The sequence below is a fragment of the Rhodococcus sp. C3V genome (genome assembly GCF_029269915.1).
GTDB lineage: Bacteria > Actinomycetota > Actinomycetes > Mycobacteriales > Mycobacteriaceae > Rhodococcus_F > Rhodococcus_F qingshengii.
This window is the reverse complement of record NZ_JARJBE010000006.1, coordinates 284635-303725: the sequence shown is the minus strand read 5'-3', so window position 1 is coordinate 303725 and position 19091 is coordinate 284635. Positions and strand designations below refer to the sequence as shown.

17 protein-coding genes are annotated in these 19091 nt (G+C 63.3%); 10 read left to right on the top strand and 7 right to left on the bottom strand.

Translation table 11 applies throughout. From position 1 onward, the window contains the following. Window positions 1-13 precede the first annotated feature (13 nt). The 3 genes from P3G66_RS18135 to P3G66_RS18125 form a co-directional block, all read right to left on the bottom strand. Window positions 14-1099 (bottom strand): hypothetical protein, encoded by a 1086-nt coding sequence (locus P3G66_RS18135; RefSeq protein WP_007733759.1) that lies wholly within the window; start codon window positions 1097-1099, stop codon window positions 14-16. A gap of 146 nt (window positions 1100-1245) precedes the next feature. Further along, window positions 1246-2361 (bottom strand): MFS transporter, encoded by a 1116-nt coding sequence (locus P3G66_RS18130; RefSeq protein ID WP_276116980.1) that lies wholly within the window; start codon window positions 2359-2361, stop codon window positions 1246-1248. Window positions 2362-2402: 41 nt separating this feature from the next. Beyond that, window positions 2403-3257 carry a PAC2 family protein gene (locus tag P3G66_RS18125; protein ID WP_223257810.1) on the bottom strand — a complete coding sequence of 285 codons (855 nt, stop codon included), beginning with the start codon at window positions 3255-3257 and terminating at the stop codon, window positions 2403-2405. 168 nt (window positions 3258-3425) lie between these two features. Between P3G66_RS18125 and metH the strand changes: the two genes are divergently transcribed. The 6 genes from metH to hisG all read left to right on the top strand — a co-directional run bounded on the left by metH (window position 3426) and on the right by hisG (window position 10749). After that, window positions 3426-6995, top strand: a complete 3570-nt coding sequence (gene metH / locus P3G66_RS18120; protein ID WP_151098068.1) for a methionine synthase — start codon at window positions 3426-3428, stop codon at window positions 6993-6995. Beyond that, window positions 6988-7686, top strand: a complete 699-nt coding sequence (locus P3G66_RS18115) for an HAD family phosphatase (protein ID WP_007729900.1) — start codon at window positions 6988-6990, stop codon at window positions 7684-7686. The genes metH and P3G66_RS18115 overlap by 8 nt, the downstream gene beginning before the upstream one ends. 12 nt (window positions 7687-7698) lie before the next feature. Further along, on the top strand, window positions 7699-8559 hold the full coding sequence (locus tag P3G66_RS18110; protein WP_042450983.1) for a rhodanese-related sulfurtransferase: 861 nt from the start codon (window positions 7699-7701) through the stop codon (window positions 8557-8559). Window positions 8560-8562: 3 nt separating this feature from the next. Further along, window positions 8563-9477 (top strand): pseudouridine synthase, encoded by a 915-nt coding sequence (locus tag P3G66_RS18105; RefSeq protein ID WP_007729895.1) that lies wholly within the window; start codon window positions 8563-8565, stop codon window positions 9475-9477. Window positions 9478-9536: 59 nt separating this feature from the next. Continuing rightward, window positions 9537-9800: a phosphoribosyl-ATP diphosphatase gene (locus P3G66_RS18100; RefSeq protein WP_003944933.1), complete on the top strand. Its 264-nt coding sequence runs from the start codon at window positions 9537-9539 to the stop codon at window positions 9798-9800. Window positions 9801-9897: 97 nt separating this feature from the next. After that, on the top strand, window positions 9898-10749 hold the full coding sequence (gene hisG, locus P3G66_RS18095) for an ATP phosphoribosyltransferase (protein ID WP_003944905.1): 852 nt from the start codon (window positions 9898-9900) through the stop codon (window positions 10747-10749). Window positions 10750-10795: 46 nt separating this feature from the next. Here hisG and P3G66_RS18090 read toward each other — a convergent pair whose 3' ends face one another. Together P3G66_RS18090 and P3G66_RS18085 are read right to left on the bottom strand one after the other, a co-directional pair. Next, a complete protein-coding gene (locus tag P3G66_RS18090; RefSeq protein ID WP_276116955.1) occupies window positions 10796-11605 on the bottom strand; it encodes a thioesterase family protein in 810 nt (269 codons plus the stop codon). Between the two features lies 1 nt (window position 11606). Continuing rightward, window positions 11607-12668, bottom strand: a complete 1062-nt coding sequence (locus tag P3G66_RS18085) for a RecB family exonuclease (protein ID WP_003944992.1) — start codon at window positions 12666-12668, stop codon at window positions 11607-11609. On the opposite strand from P3G66_RS18085, the gene P3G66_RS18080 reads away from it, so the two are divergent. Next, a complete protein-coding gene (locus P3G66_RS18080; protein WP_007729892.1) occupies window positions 12636-13559 on the top strand; it encodes a tRNA (adenine-N1)-methyltransferase in 924 nt (307 codons plus the stop codon). The two genes, P3G66_RS18085 and P3G66_RS18080, sit on opposite strands and share 33 nt — an antisense overlap. 64 nt (window positions 13560-13623) lie before the next feature. Here the strand turns inward: P3G66_RS18080 and P3G66_RS18075 are convergent, their stop codons facing one another. Further along, window positions 13624-14148 carry a hypothetical protein gene (locus P3G66_RS18075; protein ID WP_003944789.1) on the bottom strand — a complete coding sequence of 175 codons (525 nt, stop codon included), beginning with the start codon at window positions 14146-14148 and terminating at the stop codon, window positions 13624-13626. Window positions 14149-14343: 195 nt separating this feature from the next. Between P3G66_RS18075 and arc the strand changes: the two genes are divergently transcribed. Further along, the gene (gene arc, locus P3G66_RS18070; RefSeq protein ID WP_003944870.1) at window positions 14344-16119 is read left to right on the top strand and encodes a proteasome ATPase; all 1776 of its coding nucleotides are present in this window, start codon (window positions 14344-14346) and stop codon (window positions 16117-16119) included. Between the two features lie 118 nt (window positions 16120-16237). Then, window positions 16238-16915: a TIGR00266 family protein gene (locus P3G66_RS18065; RefSeq protein WP_003944961.1), complete on the top strand. Its 678-nt coding sequence runs from the start codon at window positions 16238-16240 to the stop codon at window positions 16913-16915. Between the two features lie 35 nt (window positions 16916-16950). Here the strand turns inward: P3G66_RS18065 and P3G66_RS18060 are convergent, their stop codons facing one another. Continuing rightward, a complete protein-coding gene (locus P3G66_RS18060; protein WP_054828098.1) occupies window positions 16951-17508 on the bottom strand; it encodes an NUDIX domain-containing protein in 558 nt (185 codons plus the stop codon). A 58-nt stretch (window positions 17509-17566) separates the two neighbouring features. Here P3G66_RS18060 and dop point away from each other — a divergent pair, with 58 nt between their 5' ends. Further along, the gene (gene dop, locus P3G66_RS18055; RefSeq protein WP_003944852.1) at window positions 17567-19066 is read left to right on the top strand and encodes a depupylase/deamidase Dop; all 1500 of its coding nucleotides are present in this window, start codon (window positions 17567-17569) and stop codon (window positions 19064-19066) included. Window positions 19067-19091 lie beyond the last annotated feature (25 nt).

Genomic DNA, 19091 nt, shown 5'->3' with positions numbered 1-19091 from the left:
CCCCCTCTTTTTCCTACGGGCGATCCGTAGCAGGGGATGCGGCGCGTCGCCACTGCGATTCGTTCTCGATCATCCATGTGAGCAGGTGCTCGGCCGCCGCCTCGTCGGAGTCCGGGCCGACCAGCAGATCGGCGAACGCTTGGCTGGGGGCGACGATGCGGATGCCGTCGCGGGTGAGCAATCGGTCGAAGGCAGACGGTGAGAGGGGAGCGGTGATCCACACGTCACCGCCGGATTCCACCCGCCGTAGTCCGAGAGCGTCGGCGAACTGATCGACGTTGTCGGCATGGAAGTGGGCACGTCGAGTGGGCGCGTACCGAGCAAAGGGTGCGGCGGCCACCGAGGCGGTACCGGCGTAGATGTGACCGCTGAGCTGACGCAGTTGATCGAAGAGTGCTTCCAACCCGTCCGGCGCGTGAAAGCCGTGAGGCGTCGGCGCTTTGGCCCCGGCCTCAGCCGCCCATTCACGAAGCATCTTCGGCCAGCGGACGTCACCGATCCCACCGCGGGGGAGCCTGGTCACCAGTTCACGATCCGACAGTGTCTGAACCACCCGATAGGTTGCTCCCGTCGACGCACCGGCCAGGCGCACCAAGGCAGTGATCGCCAGTGGCGCCGCGAAATCGGCAAGCGCACGCACGACGCGAGCTGACGGATCGCCCGTCAACTGTCCGGAAGGACGTCCGGGCCCCCGCCACGGATCGGCGTCGGCTCCGCGTCCACGCACCCAGACGGCGGGTCGATCAGCGGTCAACGACACGTTGCCCGTGGCGTCTGCGTACGAGATCGCGTGGGAATCGAGCTGCCGGCGAACCGGCTCGGACAGATATTTTGCGCACACGAAGCCCGATTGACCGGTGGGGAAGCGATCGGCGATACCGGGAACGTCGCTGCTCAGGACACCGTGAGCGGCGTACACGCCGAATTTGGCCACCGAGCCGTCAGGGGAGCGGAGGTCGAGTCGGAGTGGCGCCTCGGACAGGTCGGGGGAGCGCTGCGTCGACAAAGACCAGGTAGGAGGCAAATTTTCTTCGATGACGGCAACCGATCGCCGAAAAATGTCGATCGGCCGTTCCGGTTCCGACTCAGATTCGCTCATGTTCCAATGGTATCAATATCTGTCGACGACGGAAACACAAGATTTTCCGAATAATGTTCGCCCTGACAGCCTCGCGACAACGGTGGTCGCTTTCGCCGAGAAACTCACTACCTACACAACTTCAAATTCGAAATTGCGGAGATCGATCAGCGTTGCTTCGGCATGATCAGGGGAGCGACGACGGCGAGCAGTAGTGCGGGGATCAGGAAGCTCGCGGCAGGCGAAGAGTCGTAAATCGGTGTCAGGGCCAGGGGAGCAAGAGCGGCGCCGCCGAAGCGCATCGCTTGGACGACGGACACGGCGCCGCCACGGTTCGGCCCCGCGGATCCGAGGACCGCCGCGTTGACGCCGACCAGCACGAACTGGCTCGCGACGCCTGCGACAAACCATGCGATCGCGATCACCGGCACCAAGCCGGCAAGGCCGACTACGGAGACCAGAACTGCTCCGCCCAGGGCGCCGATCATCACGGAGGAGCGTGCGCCGATGCGATCGATGAGGATTCCGATGCGCCGGGCCGAGAGGATGCCGGCCACGCCGAAGACGGTGAGCAGTAGGCCGCGGACGGTGGGGGACAGCCCGAACTCGTCTTCGAAGCAAAAGGCGAGCAGGAAGCTCAGTCCACCGAGGGCGCCCCAGCCGAGCAATGCAGCGATACCGATGCGGAGCACTTCGGGGCGTAATGCATCGCGGAGACGGGCGGGAGTGGTCGCTGCCGGTGCTTCGGACTTCGGAAGTCCGACGGCTCCCAGAATGCCCGCGACCACTGCGATGACGAGAAAGGCCAGACGCCAGTCGAATTCGGCCGCCAGTCCGCCGATCAACGGAGCCGACGACTGCCCTGCGGCCTGGAAAGCGCCGAAGGCTCCGAGGGCTCGACCCAGCCGTGCCTGCGGTGTTGCGGCCGCCAACGAGGCAAGCAGTAGCGGCGTGGTGAATGCGTTCGCGGAGCCCTGCAGTACCCGGGCGGCAAGGAAGATCTCGAGTGTCGGGGCGAGGAAGCATGCCAACGACGCGAGGACGTAGACGCCGTAAGCGATGCGCACCGTCCGAACCTTGCCCCACCGCGTCCCGAGTGTCCCCGACACCAACATCAGAGCGGCGAAGGGGAGCAGGTACGCGGTGAGGGAAGAGGCGGCCGCCGACGGACCGACCCCTAGATCGTCACCGATCTCTGGAAGGATCGAAGCAACCACGCCGCCGCCGAACGGGCCGAGGAACCCGCCGGCGTACAGCGCGATCAGCTGAAGCCGGAGGCGCAGTGGGCGCTGTGTACTTCCGCCTTCTTCTGGAGTGTTCTTGCTCACAGTCCGAAGCTGCCGGGGCCTCGCCGTCTGAGGTAGCGCTCGAATTCCGCGGCGATGGCATCGCCGTCGATCTTGGAGATTGCTTCGCTGATGTCGGTTTCGGCGTCTCCCCGTTCTTCCAGGGTGCGCACGTATTCGCCGATTTCCTCATCGTCCGCGGTCATTTCGTTGACCGCTTCCTCCCAATCCTCCGACTGAGCCGGGAGCTCCCCGAGTGGGACCTCGATGTCGAGAACATCCTCGACTCGTTGAAGGAGAGCCACTGTGGCCTTCGGGTTGGGTGGCTGCGAGACGTAGTGCGGAACCGCCGCCCAGAACGAAATAGCGGGTACACCAGCACGAACGCACTCGTCCTGAAGAACCCCGGTGATGCCCGTCGGGCCTTCGTACCGCGTCTGTTCCAGGTTGAATCGGGCGGCGGATTCACTGCTGTAGGCCGTGCCCGTCACCGGGACCGGTCGGGTGTGCGGAGTATCGGCGAGCAGGGCGCCGAGAATGACGACCGTCTTGACGTTCAGTTGGTCGATCAGCTCGAGCAGATCCTCGCAGAAACTGCGCCACCGCATGTTGGGCTCGATCCCGCGAAGCAGGACGATGTCGCTCTCGCTGCCAGGAGGCGAACAGACCGACAAACGTGTTGCCGGCCAAACGATTTCGCGAGTGACACCGTCGACCTGCCGGACTGTGGGGCGGTTGACCTGATAGTCGTAGTAGTCCTCTGAATCGAGTTCGGCGAGCGGCTGGGCATCCCAGATCAGCTCGAGATGTTCGACCGCACCGCTGGCTGCGTCACCGGCGTCGTTCCAGCCCTCGAAAGCTGCAACGAGGATGGGATCACGTAGGACAGGGATGTCGCCCTCGAGGCGGTCGCTGCTGTCGACGGCAAAGCCGTCAGGGCTCTCGAAGGCCGCGGAATCATCGAAATCGACCGGGCCGTCGGGAGTGACGGGGAACTCACTTGGACTCACCCACCCAGCCTACGGCCAGAGCTTGTCGGTGCGCCCACTACTCTGGACGGCATGTCTGCCCCATTTAACTCTGCCCTGCTTGATGCGCTGAAACAGCGCGTTGTCATCGGCGACGGAGCGATGGGCACCATGTTGCAGGCCGCGGACCTCACCCTGGACGACTTCCTCGGCCTCGAGGGGTGCAATGAGATCCTCAACGACACCCGTCCCGACGTGCTCAAAGACATCCACCGTGCGTACTTCGCCGCTGGTGCCGATGCCGTCGAGACCAACACCTTCGGTTGCAACCTGCCCAACCTCGCCGACTACGACATCTCTCACCGGATCCGCGAACTCGCGGAAAAAGGCACTGCTCTCGCCCGTGAAGTAGCGGACGAGATGGGACCAGGCCGCGACGGCATGGCCCGATTCGTACTCGGCTCGATGGGACCGGGAACCAAGCTCCCCAGCCTGGGACACGCACCGTACGCAGTCCTGCGTGACGCGTACACCGAAGCTGCGCTCGGCATGATCGACGGTGGCGCCGACGCCATCCTCGTCGAAACCTGCCAGGACCTGCTTCAGGTGAAAGCTGCAATCCTCGGCAGCCAGCGTGCGATGGAGCAACTCGGACTGCGGTTGCCGATCATCACGCACGTGACGGTCGAGACAACCGGAACGATGCTCCTGGGCAGTGAGATCGGTGCGGCGCTGACGGCACTCGAGCCACTCGGTATCGACATGATCGGTCTGAACTGTGCCACCGGGCCGGCCGAGATGAGTGAACATCTCCGTCATCTGTCCAAGTACTCCACGCTGCCGGTGTCGGTCATGCCCAATGCCGGCCTGCCGCAGCTCGGCCCCAAGGGTGCCGAGTATCCGCTGACTGCCGACGAATTGGCCGAAGCCCTCAGTGGTTTCGTCTCCGAGTTCGGACTCGGCCTCGTCGGTGGCTGCTGCGGTACGACGCCCGAGCACATCAGCGCGGTCGCCGACGCGGTTCGTCAGGTCGAGAAGGCCCAGCGCACGCCGATCCACGAGCCGAGCACCTCTTCGCTGTACTCGGCGGTGCCGTTCGAGCAGGACGCCAGCATCCTGATGATCGGCGAACGCACGAACTCCAACGGCTCCAAGGCTTTCCGCGAGGCGATGCTCTCCGCGGACTACCAGAAGTGCCTGGACATCGCCAAGGACCAGACCCGCGACGGCGCACACATGCTCGACCTCAACGTCGACTACGTGGGCCGCGACGGTGCCGCCGACATGTCGGAACTTGCCAGCCGCCTGGCGACGTCCTCGACGCTGCCGATCATGCTCGACTCCACCGAGCCTGCCGTGCTGCAAGCCGGCCTCGAGCACCTCGGTGGCCGCTGCGCCGTCAACTCCGTCAACTACGAAGACGGCGCCGGCCCCGAATCGCGTTTCCACAAGATCATGACTCTGGTCAAGGAGCACGGCGCGGCGGTCGTCGCCCTGACCATCGACGAAGAGGGCCAGGCTCGCACCGCCGAGACGAAGGTCGCCATCGCCAAGCGTCTGATCGAGGACATCAAGGGAAACTGGGGACTCGCCGAGTCCGACATCATCGTCGACGCCTTGACCTTCCCCATCTCCACCGGTCAGGAAGAGGTGCGACGCGACGGCATCGAGACCATCGAAGCCATCCGTCAGCTCAAGGCTGCGTACCCGGAACTCCACTTCACCCTGGGTATCTCGAACATCTCGTTCGGTTTGAACCCGGCCGCACGGCAGGTCCTCAACTCGGTGTTCCTGCACGAGTGCACCGAGGCAGGTCTGGACACGGCGATCGTTCATGCGTCCAAGATTCTGCCGATGGCCCGAATTCCTGACGAGCAGCGTGAAACCGCACTCGACCTCGTCTACGACCGTCGTAGCGAGGGGTACGACCCGCTGCAGAAGCTGATGGCTCTGTTCGAGGGCGTTTCGGCAGCGTCGGCGCGTGAGTCTCGTGCGCAGGAACTGGCGGGACTTCCGTTGTTCGACCGGCTCGAACGCCGCATCGTCGACGGTGAGCGCAACGGCCTCGACGACGACCTCACCGAGGCGATGACGATCAAGCCTCCGCTGGCCATCATCAACGAGACCTTGCTCTCGGGCATGAAGACCGTCGGCGAGCTGTTCGGCTCCGGACAGATGCAGTTGCCGTTCGTGTTGCAGTCGGCCGAGGTCATGAAGGCTGCCGTGGCATTCCTCGAACCGCACATGGAAGCGAGCGACGAGGACGGCAAGGGTCGCATCGTGATCGCGACCGTCAAGGGCGACGTTCACGACATCGGCAAGAACCTGGTCGACATCATCTTGAGCAACAACGGCTACGAGGTCGTCAACATCGGTATCAAACAGCCGATCGCGACCATCCTCGACGTCGCGTTGGACAAGAAAGCCGACGTGATCGGCATGTCCGGACTGCTCGTGAAGTCCACTGTCGTGATGAAGGAAAACCTCCAGGAACTCAACGCACGCGGAGTCGCCGAGAAGTTCCCGGTTCTGCTCGGTGGTGCGGCGCTCACGCGCTCCTACGTCGAGAACGACTTGCAGGAGGTGTACGAGGGCGACGTCAGCTATGCCCGCGACGCCTTCGAGGGTCTGAACTTGATGGACCAGATCATGACGACCAAGCGTGGTGGCGGCCCGGCGCCGGACAGCCCGGAGGCCATCGCTGCTCGCGAGAAGGCTGCCGAGCGTAAGGCACGTCACGAGCGTTCCAAGCGCATCGCCGAAAAGCGTAAGGCTGCAGCGGTTCCCGTGGTCCTGCCGGAGCGTTCCGATGTCGCAACCGACATCGCGGTGCCGACACCTCCCTTCTGGGGCTCGCGCATCGTCAAGGGAATCTCGCTGTCCGAGTACTCGGGGCTGCTCGACGAGCGCGCTCTTTTCCTCGGCCAGTGGGGCCTTCGCGGTCAGCGCAAGGGCGACGGTCCGACGTACGAGGAACTGGTCGAGTCGGAAGGCCGTCCGCGACTTCGGTACTGGCTCGATCGGTTGACGTCCGAGGGCATCCTCGCGCATGCCGCGGTCGTGTACGGGTACTTCCCGGCGATCTCGGAGGGCGACGACGTCATCGTGCTCACCGAGCCGAAACCGGATGCACCTGAAAGGTTCCGGTTCACCTACCCGCGTCAGCATCGCGACCGTTTCCTGTGCATCGCTGACTTCGTGCGCTCGCGTAAGGAAGCAGAAGCGACCGGTCAGGTCGACGTTCTTCCGTTCCAGTTGGTGACGATGGGTCAGCCGATCGCGGACTTCGCCAACGAGTTGTTCGCGTCGAACTCGTACCGCGATTACCTCGAGGTTCACGGAATCGGTGTCCAGCTCACGGAGTCTCTGGCCGAGTACTGGCATCGACGCGTCCGTGAAGAGCTAGTGCTTCCCGAGGGTCACACCGTCGCGGAGCAGGATCCCACCGAGGTTGCCGGCTACTTCGATCTCGAGTACCGCGGCGCTCGTTATTCGTTCGGATACGGCGCGTGCCCGGATCTCGAGGATCGAGCCAAGTTGGTGGCGTTGCTCGAACCCGAACGAATCGGCGTCGAATTGTCCGAGGAGCTGCAGCTGCATCCCGAGCAGTCCACGGACGCTTTTGTCCTGCACCACCCGGAAGCAAAGTATTTCAATGTCTGAGTTGTTGACCGAAGTATCCGAATCAACGCTCGGTGGTGTCCTGTGGGACATGGACGGCACCCTGCTCGATTCGGAGAAGCTGTGGGACATCGCGCTTCGTGAGCTGTCCCTACGCCTGGGCGGACCGATGACGGAAGCGACACGCGTTGCCGTCATCGGTGCGTCGAGTCCCTTCGCCCTTGCGACGGTGTTCGACGCGCTCGGCCTGGAGAAGCATCCCGATGCCATCGCCGAGGCGAAGGACTGGATGTACACCCGCGTCGGCGATCTGTTCGAGGACGGCGTGACCTGGCGGCCGGGTGCTCGCGACGCTCTGTCGACCGTGCGTGACGGTGGTCTGCGTTCTGCACTGGTCACCAACACCGAGCGAGTTCTGGTCGATCGGGCACTCGGCATGCTCGGCCGTGAGTTCTTCGACCATTCGGTGTGTGGCGACGAGGTCCCCAACGGGAAACCGGCAGCGGATCCGTACCTGCGCGGCGCGCATCTGCTCGGACTCGAGCCGGCGCAGTGCCTCGCGATCGAGGACTCGCCGACCGGCACGGCGTCGGCCAGCGCTGCGGGTTGCGCGGTGCTCGTCGTTCCGTGTGAGGTCGACGTCCCCGCCGGCCCTGGACGCGTGTTTCGAGAGTCCCTGTTGGACTTGTCCATTCACGATCTTCACGACGTTCACTCGAGCGCGGCACGTTAGGCTGGATTTGCTGTGGCTATTCCGAAAATTGTTCTCTTCTACCAGTTCACGCCGTTGGCGGACCCGGAAGCGATCAAGCTGTGGCAGCACAGCCTGGCCGAGTCCAACAACCTGACGGGCCGGATCATCGTCTCGCCGCACGGGATCAACGCGACGGTCGGCGGAGACATCGAGGATGTCAAGCGATATGTCCGTGGTACGCGTGGTTACGAACCCTTCCGTACCGCTGACATCAAGTGGTCGGACGGCCTCGGGAACGATTTCCCTCGTCTGAGTGTCAAGGCACGCTCGGAGATCGTGACGTTCGGTGCCCCCGACGAGCTGAAAGTCGACGAGAACGGTGTGGTCGGCGGAGGAGTTCACCTGGTGCCCAAGGAACTACACGAACTCGTCGACACTCGCGGTGACGACGTCGTGTTCTTCGACGGGCGCAATGCCTTCGAAGCCGAGATCGGCCGTTTCCGAGATGCGATAGTTCCGGACGTCGCCACCACTCGGGATTTCGTCAACGAACTCGACAGTGGCAAATACGACCATCTCAAGGGCAAAGCCGTGGTCACGTACTGCACCGGCGGAGTGCGCTGTGAGGTGTTGTCTTCGCTGATGCGCTCACGTGGTTTCGACGAGGTCTATCAGTTGGACGGCGGAATCGTCCGTTACGGCGAGACTTTCGGCGACCGCGGCCTCTGGGACGGTTCCCTGTACGTGTTCGACAAGCGGATGAACATCGAGTTCTCATCCGAAGCCAAGACACTCGGCGTGTGTGTCGATTGTGGTACCCCGACCCCGCGGTACCGCAACCGGATCGACGGCGACGGCCGAACCCTCGAATTGCTCTGCGAGAGTTGTTCACCAGACCTCGAGCAGGACTGAGCTGTGCCCAAGGCTCCGTTGCCGATCCGAAACGGTCTCGGACCTGACCGGCTGCGGATGCCGGCGGAGTCGTCGGCGCGGACCGTCCTCGAGCACCTGGTCGGCGAGCACCCCGGGGAGCGGGACCTGTGGGCGGACCTCGTCAGCGCCGGGGACGTCGTCGACGAGCACGGGCGGAAGATCACGAGCCGAACGCCCTATCAGCCGACCCGGTTCGTGTACTTCTACCGCGAGCCGGCCCCCGAGATTCCGGTTCCGCACGAGATCGAGATCTTGTACCGCGACGACTCGATTCTCGTGATCGACAAACCGCACTTCCTGGCGACCATTCCACGGGGAGCGCACATCGTCGAAAGCGCAGTCGTGCGCCTGCGTCGTGACCTGGACCTTCCGGATCTTGCGCCAGTTCACCGCCTCGACCGGATGACGGCGGGTGTCATCGTGTTCACCGTGACACCGGACCTACGACGGCCGTACCAGGAACTTTTTGCCGAGCAGCGGATCGTCAAGGAGTACGAGGCGATTGCGGGCTTCGATCCGGAACTGACTTTCCCTCGCACGGTGCGCAGCCGCATCAACAAAGTTCACGGCGAGATGACGGCTACCGAAATCGCGGGCGAGCCGAACAGTGAGACCTCGATCGAACTGATCGAGGTGATCACCGACTCGGCCGGCCGGACGCTCGGGCGATACAGGTTGCTCCCACGGACCGGCCGGACCCATCAGCTTCGGCTGCACCTCAACTCGCTGGGCGTCCCGATCGTCGGTGACAACTACTATCCGGAGTATCTGCCCGCAGTGCCCGGTGACTTCTCGACTCCGTTGCGATTGTTGGCGCGAGCGTTGGAGTACCCGGATCCGATCACCGGGCAGACCCGCAGGTTCGTGAGTTCGCGCAGCCTCGACGCAGGCCTGTGAACACCGCTGTTCGTGGGCGTGTGAAAACCGCTTCCGTCCTCGTGAAAGAATAGCTACCCGTGAAGACCTTCGAATCCTTGTTCGCCGAATTGACCGAGCGCGCTGCTACTCGCCCCGAGGGGTCCGGCACTGTCGCCGCCCTCGACGCCGGTGTGCATGCTCAGGGCAAAAAGGTCATCGAGGAAGCCGGTGAAGTGTGGATCGCTGCGGAATACCAGAGCGATGAGCAGCTAGCCGAGGAAATTTCCCAGCTGCTGTACTGGACGCAGGTGTTGATGGTCGGTCGCGGACTGACCCTCGAGGACGTGTACCGACATCTGTGATCGGAGCTGACCAGCGAGATGTACTCCGTCTCGCTCGTCCAGGGCTTCCGATTCATGTCGTCTCACGTCACCCACACCTTCCGAAAGGACATCCACCATGCTGCGCGTAGCAGTTCCCAACAAAGGCTCACTGTCCGAGTCCGCCGCCGAGATTCTCAGCGAGGCCGGCTACCGTCGACGCACCGATTCCCGTGATCTGACGGTCCTGGATCCGGCCAATCAGGTCGAGTTCTTCTTCTTGCGCCCCAAGGACATTGCGATCTACGTCGGCTCCGGTGAGCTGGATCTCGGCATCACCGGTCGTGATCTCGCCGGCGACTCGGGTGCTCCCGTATCCGAGCGTCTGTCACTGGGCTTCGGCCGTTCGTCGTTCCGTTACGCAGCACCGGCCGGCAAGGACTGGGCCGTCGAGGATCTGTCCGGCCTGCGCATTGCAACGTCGTACCCGAACCTGGTCCGTAAGGACCTCACAGATCGCGGACTCGACGCCACCGTCATCCGTCTCGACGGAGCAGTGGAAATCTCGATTCAGCTCGGCGTCGCCGACGCGATCGCCGACGTGGTCGGATCGGGCCGTACTCTCCGCCAACACAACCTCGTGGCTTTCGGTGAATCGCTCTGCGATTCCGAAGGTGTCCTGATCGAGCGCACCGGCGCTCCGCAGGACGATCCCGCACGCAACCAGCTCATCGAACGCGTACGCGGAATTGTCTTCGCGCAGCAGAATCTGATGATCGACTACGACTGCCCGCGCACCATCCTCGACGACGCCATCAAGATGACTCCGGGTATGGAGTCGCCGACGCTCTCGCCGTTGGCCGATCCCGACTGGGTCGCGGTTCGCGCGATGGTCCCGATCAAGGGACACAACCAGGTGATGGATGCCTTGGCCGAACTCGGTGCCAAGGCCATCCTCGCGTCGAACATCCGCTCGGTACGCGCTTTCTGATCACTGCCTGAATAGATTTACGCGCATTCGCGCCCGTTCCTGGAAATCAGGAACGGGCGCGAATCTGCAAAGTCTGGGCGATACGGCCCACCGCACCCTGCTCGTCGTAGAGCACGCCCGCACACATGCCGACGCCGTCCGGACCCGTTGTGGTTTCGGCGGCGACACCGACCCACTCTCCCTCGGGCACACGGAAGATATGCACCGTGAGATCTGTGTTGAGGAACGTCCAGTGCTCCGGGTCGAGCTTGGCGCCGACCCCGTTTGAGATGTCGGCCACCGCGAACAAACGCTCGAGAGCAGACATCTTCTCACCCTCGACCAGCTCTGGCTTGGGGCGCGCCCATACCTTCCCGGTTCCCACGCACCCGATCGGAGCAATCCAGGACCAGTCGAGGGTCTTGAGATAGCCGACGCTCCACAGACCCTCGAGAACGCCCGGGGTGCCGCTGTCGCGGGGTTCGAGCGGGGGATCGACTACGTGGACGACGTCGCCGGTATCCACCGTCTCCATCCGCCACGCCGTACCGCGCGCAACCGCGCGTGCAGATCCGTCGGCGGTGGTTGCCCACAGTTCGGCGACGATCAATTCGATTCGGCGACCGGGTCGTTCGATCCAGGACCGGACTTCGAGGTCGGCAATCGGAATCGGTCCGAGAATCTCGACGACGACGCGCGTCAGACGGGTTTCGTCGCGCGCACCGCACCGCTCGAGGGCTCGTACCAACAGCGCCGACGGGGGAGCGCCGTGCTGCAGTGTCGGGCCCCAGATGCTGACAGTTGCCTGCGTGCTCGCGAACCGCTCGTGCCCTTCCTTCGTCGTTCCGAGGTAGCGGTAGTACGAACTGTCCGTCATGTTATGAATTCTCCTTTGCGGCAACAGGTTCGGTGCTCAGCAGGTCCGGCCAACCTGGATACGGCGGAGGTGTTCCGCCGAACGAGGGGCACAGTGACTTGTGATCGCACCAGTCGCACAGTTTGCCAGGCTTGGGTCTGAAGTCTCCGGTCGCACCTGCTGCGAGGATCGCTTTCCAGATGGCGGAGAGGGTTCGCTCGAATCGGATGAGCTCGTCGTGATCCGGGGCGTACGTGAGAATCGAGCCGGAGGCCAGATAGATCAGGCGCAGTTGTGCGGGAACGATTCCGCGAGTGCGCAGCAGTACGAGCGCGTAGAACTTCATCTGGAAGAGCGCCTTGGATTCGGTGAACTCGCGAGGCGCTTTTCCGGTCTTGTAGTCGACCACCCGCACCTCACCCGTCGGTGCAACGTCTATCCGGTCGACGAAGCCGCGGAGTCGAACGCCGTTCTCCAATTCGGTCTCGACGTAGACCTCGCACGCCTCGGCATCGAATCGAGTGGGATCTTCGAGCGTGTAGTACGTCGCGACGAGCTTGCCGACTTCGTCGAGGAACGAATCCAGCTCGCCCTCCGGAACAAGGTCAGCGGCCTCGGGAGACTCGGCACTGACACGTTCCCACGCGGGACGGACGAGTTCGGCTGCGCGATCGGGAACCCGGTGACCGGTCGGGAGTGCAAACAGTGCTTCCAGTGCCGCGTGTACGACGGTGCCTCTGACCTGGGCTCTGGTTGGCGTTTCCGGAATTCTGTCGACTGCTCGGAAGCGGTAGAGCAGGGGGCATTGTTTGTAGTCACCCGCCCGAGACGGAGAGAGCGCCGGCCGACTACGCGGGCGCTCGTGTGATGTTGCACCCGTTGGAGTGGGGGTTGGCAATTCGACAGAGCTCACACCTGGCAGGCTATGCGGTTGGTCCGACAACTCCGTCGGAGCCGGTGGCGAGGACACCGGAAACAAGCGAACAGGGATCATCTGCGCATGGCGAACGAGCTGCAACCAGAAGAAGGCACGACCGAAGTGGATGAGGTTGTGCAGTCCGCTGTCGCCGAGATTCCCGAACAAGAGCTTCCAGAAGCTGATCTCACTGCGCCGGGCAAGCGGCCGTCAGGTCCGTTCCGCGTCGGCGACCGAGTACAGCTGACCGACGGCAAGGGACGCCACTACACGATCGTTCTCGAGGCGAACCGCGAATACCACACGCACAAGGGTGGAATCGTTCACAACGATCTGATCGGTGCCGACGAGGGCAGCGTCGTCAAGTCGGTCAACGGCACGCCCTATCTCGCACTGCGCCCCCTGCTGGTGGACTACGTGCTGTCCATGCCGCGCGGTGCCCAGGTCATCTACCCGAAGGACGCAGCTCAGATCGTCCACGAAGGCGACGTGTTCCCCGGAGCGCGCGTGCTCGAGGCCGGAGCCGGCTCCGGCGCACTGACATGTTCGCTGCTGCGTGCCGTCGGACCCGAGGGCAAGGTCATCTCCTACGAGGTCCGCGACGATCATGCCGAACATGCGGTTCGCAACGTCGAGACCTTCTTCGGGGAACGTCCGCCGAACTGGGAACTGACCATCGCCGATCTCGCGGAGTTCGATCCGGAAGCGCACGGAGGCAAGGTCGATCGCGTCGTCCTCGACATGCTGGCCCCGTGGGACGTCCTGCCCGCCGTCTCGAAGGCACTCGTGCCGGGCGGCGTGTTGATCGTCTACGTCGCGACCGTTACTCAGCTCTCGAAGGTCGTCGAGGCGATGCGGGAGCAGGAATGCTGGACCGAGCCACGCTCGTGGGAATCGATCGTGCGCGGTTGGCACGTCGTCGGATTGGCGGTGCGCCCCGAACATCGGATGCAAGGCCACACCGCGTTCCTCGTGAGCGCTCGACGTCTCGCCGAAGGAACTGTCACCCCGAAGCCGCAGAGGCGTGCGGGCAAGGGCTCGAACACCGCGGCCAAGTAGTCACACGAAAACAACAAGAGCGGCGATCCGGTATCCGGATCGCCGCTCTTGTCGTAGCTGGAAGTTATGCGGTGCAGGAAGCGCGGCCCATTTCCAGGAGCACGCAAGCCGAGGTGTCGGACAGCTTCCAGGAGCCGTCTTCGAGCTCCCAGGTCCACGGGGTGGCCGGGGCGGCGCCGTGCGGGCTGACGACGGCGACGTCTGCAGTTGCGGTCTGACCGTCGACCTTGACGTTGTCCACGTTGAACGTGATCGCGTAGGCCGGGTTACCGCCCAGCGCAGCACTCATCGTCTCGATGTTGGCCTGACGCTTGGTTCCGTCGACCACCAGAGCGGTCTTCTCCTCGATCGGCTTGGCCGGATCGATCAGAGCGACGAGCGAAGCGTTGAGCTCCTCGGCCGTCGGAGCCGCTGCGGCAGCGGCAGCTGACGTCGTGGCGGAAGCCGAGGCCTTGGCCGTGGTGCTCGAGGCGGCGGCGGAAGTCGAACTTGCAGCCGTCGAATCCTTGTTGTCGTCCGAGCTGCATGCACCCATGGTCAGGACGGCAGCGACAGCACAAGCGCTGATGAGAGTCTTGCGGATGATCACAGCGTTACCTTTCGTTGTAAAGAGAGACAGGCGCTGTCTCCATCTTGTAGGCAAGGCTAACATGACCAAATTCTGGCTCGAGACCAGTCGGCACGGTCCGCGCGCAGGTGTGAATTCGCACTCGCGCACCGTGTCTGGCGACAGTTGGGGCCTTATGCCGGTAGCGTTGATGGATCGCACTGGGAGGAGACGCACATGAGCTCGACAGAGAACCCGGATTCGGTTGCGGCAGCAGAAGAACTCCACGCGCTACGAGTGGAAGCACAAGTACTGCGCCGACAACTTGCACAATCGCCGGAGCAGGTGCGTGAGCTGGAGTCGAAGGTGGACTCGTTGTCCATCCGAAACAGCAAGTTGATGGACACCCTCAAAGAGGCCCGTCAGCAGCTCATCGCGCTTCGTGAAGAAGTCGACAGACTCGGTCAACCGCCGAGCGGTTACGGAGTCCTTCTCTCGGTACACGAGGACAAGACCGTCGACGTGTTCACGTCGGGTCGCAAGATGCGGTTGACGTGCTCACCGAACATCGACACGGACACCCTCGCCCTCGGGCAGACAGTTCGCCTCAACGAGGCACTCACCATCGTCGAGGCCGGCACCTACGAGCAGGTCGGTGAGATCAGCACGCTCCGTGAGGTACTCGACGACGGCTTGCGCGCACTGGTGGTCGGCCATGCCGACGAAGAGCGCATCGTCTGGCTCGCAGCACCGTTGGCGGCCGTCTTCGCCGACCCCGAAGCCGACATCATCGCGTACGACGCCGATTCTCCGACCAGGAAACTGCGTCCGGGCGACTCGTTGCTCGTCGACACCAAAGCCGGGTACGCCTTCGAGCGCATCCCGAAGGCCGAGGTCGAAGATCTGGTTCTCGAGGAAGTTCCGGACGTTCACTACGACGACATCGGTGGTCTCGGGCGTCAGATCGAGCAGATCCGTGATGCCGTCGAACTCCCGTTCCTCCACAAGGATCTGTTCCACGAGTACTCGCTGAGGCCGCCGAAGGGTGTACTGCTCTACGGTCCGCCTGGTTGCGGCAAGACGCTCATCGCCAAGGCCGTCGCCAACTCGTTGGCCAAGAAGATCGCCGAAGCTCGCGGTCAGGACAGCAAGGACGCCAAGTCCTACTTCCTGAACATCAAGGGCCCGGAACTTCTGAACAAGTTCGTCGGCGAAACCGAGCGTCACATCCGGATGATCTTCCAGCGTGCTCGTGAGAAGGCGTCCGAGGGCACGCCGGTGATCGTCTTCTTCGACGAGATGGACTCTATCTTCCGTACCCGTGGTTCGGGAGTCTCCTCCGACGTCGAGACAACGGTTGTTCCGCAGCTGCTCAGCGAGATCGACGGCGTGGAAGGGCTCGAGAACGTCATCGTCATCGGCGCCTCCAACCGTGAGGACATGATCGACCCGGCCATCCTGCGTCCCGGCCGACTGGACGTGAAGATCAAGATCGAGCGCCCCGACGCGGAATCGGCTCAGGACATCTTCTCGAAGTACCTGGTGGACGGTCTGCCGATCAATGCGGACGACCTCGCCGAGTTCGGTGGAGATCGCACTGCATGCTTGAAGGCGATGATCGTTCGCGTCGTCGATCGCATGTACGCGGAGAGCGAAGAGAATCGTTTCCTCGAGGTCACGTACGCCAACGGCGACAAGGAAGTTCTGTTCTTCAAGGACTTCAACTCGGGGGCGATGATCCAGAACATCGTCGACCGCGCCAAGAAGTACGCGATCAAGTCTGTGCTCGACACCGGTGCTCCGGGCTTGCGTGTGCAGCACCTCTTCGATTCCATCGTCGACGAGTTCGCCGAGAACGAGGATCTGCCCAACACCACCAATCCTGATGACTGGGCACGTATTTCGGGCAAGAAGGGTGAGCGGATCGTCTACATCCGCACTCTCGTCACGGGCAAGAACGCCAGTGCAAGCCGCGCGATCGACACGGAGTCGAACACGGGCCAGTACCTGTAACGAAACGAACATCGATCGGGCCGGCCACTCCGCGAGAGTTGTCGGCCCGATCTCTGCGTCGCTGCCGTTGACTTCGTTGCGATTGGACCGGTCGGTCGCGCTGGTTTAGAGTCCCGCCGTGCAGATACATCTTCGACACAATCCGTCGTCCACAGTCGCTCGCTGCTACCTCGCGCCCGGCGAACCGCTGCGCGTGGAGAGCGGGGCGATGCTCGCGCATTCTGCCGGCGTAGTTCTCGAAGCGAAGGCGCAGGGCGGCGTCCTGCAGGGACTCAAGCGGTCGATGCTGAGCGGCGAATCATTTTTCGTCACGACGTATACCGCTCCGCCGCAAGGTGGTTGGGTCGACGTGACTGGTGTGCTTCCCGGAGATCTGATCCCGCTGACCATCACCTCTGATCGCCCGTTCTTCCTCAACCGTGGAACCTGGTTGGCCAACTCCTACGGTGTGACGGTCGAGTCCAAGTGGGGCGGCATGTCCAACCTCTTCGGCGGTGAGGGCGGCTTCGGCCTGCGGGCAAGTGGCGACGGTGAAGTAGTGCTGGCCGTCTACGGCGCGATCGACGTCATCGACTTGCAGCCAGGCGAGACAGTCACGATCGATACCGGTCACGTGGTCGCCTACGACCTCGGGATGAACTTCAACATGCGGCGCGCCGTTCAGGGGCGCACCATTCAGTCGATGAAGTCCGGTGAAGGATTTGTCTTCGACTTCACCGGCCCAGGACGCGTTCTCGCGCAGACCCGCAACCCCAGCGCGTTCGCTGCTTGGCTCTCGGCGATCACCCCGGGCTGATCACAGGTCCCACCAGTGTTCAGTCCCAGCGGTGTTCAGCTCCAGCAATAGTCGGCCAGCAGCGCGCGTGAGTCCGGAACGAACGGCCACGACGGGTCCTGCAGGTGGGCGCCGAGTTCTTTCGGCGTCCACCACCAACCTTCGGCGATCTCGCTGGGCTGATGTGCCATCGGCCCGTCGTATCTGAGTTCGAACGCAAACAGGTGACAGCGCAACGGAGAGTTGTTCCACTCGCCGTCCCAGGATTTTCGAGCGATCTCCGTCAGTTGGAGTGGCTGGTCTGCCGTTCCGAAGATTCCGAGTTCTTCACCGACTTCACGGATCGCAGTTTCCTGCGGCGTCTCACCTGGATCGACGACACCTCCGGCCAGACAGTCGTGATAGCCCCCGAACACCGCTTTCGTGTCGGTTCGGCGATGGACGTAGATGCGGGAGCCGTCCCCGGTGCGAACCAGGACGCCCGCACTCGCGTGCCAGAGCCCACCCGAGTAGACGACGGAACGTGGTGCTCGGCCGATCGGATTACCCGTCCGGTCGTACACGGCGACTACCTCGTCCGCGGGATTCAGGTCTGCGGTGAGAGGTTGGTGCATTCCTCCAACTGTGCCACGCCTGTGGGTGCCGCGCCGCAATCACATAGGCTCTTGTGTCATGCAGCGGATCATCGGTGTCGAGGTCGAATACGGAATATCTTCACCCAGTGAGCCGTCGGCGAATCCGATTCTCACTTCAACCCAGGCGGTGCTTGCCTACGCCGCCGCAGCGGGCGTGCCACGGGCCAAGCGCACACGCTGGGATTACGAGGTCGAATCTCCGCTGCGAGATGCCCGAGGCTTCGATCTGGGGCGAATGAGCGGTCCCGCACCGGTGATCGACGCGGACGAGATCGGCGCCGCGAACATGATTCTCACCAACGGGGCACGGTTGTACGTCGACCACGCACATCCGGAGTATTCGGCGCCCGAGGTCGCCGACCCGCTCGACGCCGTGATCTGGGACAAGGCCGGCGAACGCGTCATGGAAGCGGCTGCGCGGCACGCATCCAGCGTGCCGGGTGCGCCTCGGCTCCAGCTGTACAAGAACAACGTCGACGGCAAGGGTGCCTCGTACGGCACGCACGAGAACTACCTGTGCTCCCGTGAGACCCCGTTCGCCTCGATCGTGACCGGATTGACGCCGTTTTTCGCGTCCCGGCAGGTGATCTGCGGTTCCGGTCGTGTGGGTCTCGGTCAGTCCGGCGACGAGGCCGGATTCCAGCTTTCGCAGCGATCCGACTACATCGAGGTCGAAGTAGGCCTCGAGACCACGCTCAAGCGCGGAATCATCAACACCCGCGACGAACCGCACGCGGATGCGGACAAGTATCGCCGCCTGCACGTCATCATCGGTGACGCGAACCTCGCGGAGATGTCGACGTACCTCAAGGTTGGAACAACGGCGCTGGTACTCGACCTGATCGAGGCAGGTGTCGACCTCACCGATCTGCAACTGGCGCGTCCGGTCACCGCCGTCCACCACATCAGTCACGACCCCACTCTGCGCAAGACCGTTGCGCTGGCCGACGGACGTGAACTGACAGGGCTTGCGCTGCAACGCATTTACCTCGAACGTGTCTCGAAGTTCCTCGACCGTGAGACCGATCGTGATCCGCGAGCGGACGATATCGTCGCCAAGTGGGCGATGGTTCTCGATCTCCTCGAGCGCGATCCCATGGAGTGCGCGAACATCCTCGACTGGCCGGCCAAACTGCGTCTGCTCGAAGGGTTCCGCAATCGTGAGGGACTCGCGTGGTCGGCGCCGCGATTGCATCTGGTGGATCTGCAGTACTCCGACGTGCGACTCGACAAGGGCCTGTACAACCGCCTGGTTGCTCGCGGCTCCATGGAGCGGCTTGTCACCGAACAGCAGGTTCTCGACGCGGTCACGAACCCTCCCACCGACACTCGCGCATACTTCCGGGGCGAGTGCCTACGCCGATTCGGGGCCGATATCGCGGCCGCGAGCTGGGATTCGGTCATCTTCGATCTCGGCGGTGAATCGTTGATCCGTATCCCCACCCTCGAGCCGCTTCGAGGTACCAAAGCGCACGTCGGAGCGTTGCTCGACTCCGTGGACAGCGCCGCGGAACTGGTTGATCAGCTCACTCACTGAAATCAGCCGATGCGGCTCGCCGTCG

Bases quoted from the DNA above. Each gene is read 5' to 3' on its own strand.
- P3G66_RS18135 (WP_007733759.1), bottom strand. From the start codon at position 1,099: ATGAGCGAATCTGAGTCGGAACCGGAACGGCCGATCGACATTTTTCGG.
- metH (WP_151098068.1), top strand. From the start codon at position 3,426: ATGTCTGCCCCATTTAACTCTGCCCTGCTTGATGCGCTGAAACAGCGC.
- P3G66_RS18115 (WP_007729900.1), top strand. From the start codon at position 6,988: ATGTCTGAGTTGTTGACCGAAGTATCCGAATCAACGCTCGGTGGTGTC.
- hisG (WP_003944905.1), top strand. From the start codon at position 9,898: ATGCTGCGCGTAGCAGTTCCCAACAAAGGCTCACTGTCCGAGTCCGCC.
- P3G66_RS18090 (WP_276116955.1), bottom strand. From the start codon at position 11,605: ATGACGGACAGTTCGTACTACCGCTACCTCGGAACGACGAAGGAAGGG.
- arc (WP_003944870.1), top strand. From the start codon at position 14,344: ATGAGCTCGACAGAGAACCCGGATTCGGTTGCGGCAGCAGAAGAACTC.
- P3G66_RS18060 (WP_054828098.1), bottom strand. From the start codon at position 17,508: ATGCACCAACCTCTCACCGCAGACCTGAATCCCGCGGACGAGGTAGTC.
- dop (WP_003944852.1), top strand. From the start codon at position 17,567: ATGCAGCGGATCATCGGTGTCGAGGTCGAATACGGAATATCTTCACCC.